The organism is Lactobacillus sp. 23-2 (genome assembly GCF_044902225.1).
In the GTDB taxonomy this organism is placed as follows: Bacteria; Bacillota; Bacilli; order Lactobacillales; family Lactobacillaceae; genus Lactobacillus; species Lactobacillus absianus.
Window position 1 is genome coordinate 1 of the sequence record NZ_JAOQBX010000075.1, and the last position, 463, is coordinate 463.

The window sequence follows — 463 nt, forward strand, 5'->3', positions numbered from 1 at the left end:
AAGACGCTTCAGGGAAAGCGGTCATGATCCGCTTGCGCAGAATGTTCATGAACGTTGCCCCCTTCAGCTGCTTTGTCACTTTCTTCTTGGCCTTCATCCACTTGTAGAGCTTTCCGCCCGGCTGGTGGTTCTTCGTCGTATGACAATTCGTGCAAAGCGTTATCAGATTGTCCACCCGGTCTGTCCCGCCCTGTGAGCGGTAGACGATATGGTGGACGACAAGCTTTACGCCTTCGCCATGCTTATGGCAGAGCTGACAGGTATATTCGTCACGTGCCAGCACGTAGTACTCATAGTTCTTCCAGCCATGCAGACTTCCTTCTTGATACTGCTTGCCCGAAATATCTGGGTTGACCATCTTGGCCATGTCAAACTTGCCCACCTCAATATGCAGATCTGGGTTCGGCAATACAGCCAAATAGCGCTTGATCCAAGCAATGTTGTGGCTTGCCTTGCCTTTTAC

The 463-nt window shown here is 51.0% G+C and carries 1 protein-coding gene; it reads right to left on the reverse strand.

Annotation, left to right across the window (positions count from 1 at the left end; genetic code table 11):
• Positions 1–463, reverse strand: a 463-nt coding sequence (locus OCH80_RS10205) for an HNH endonuclease (RefSeq protein WP_404540661.1), incomplete at both ends; no start/stop codon positions are given.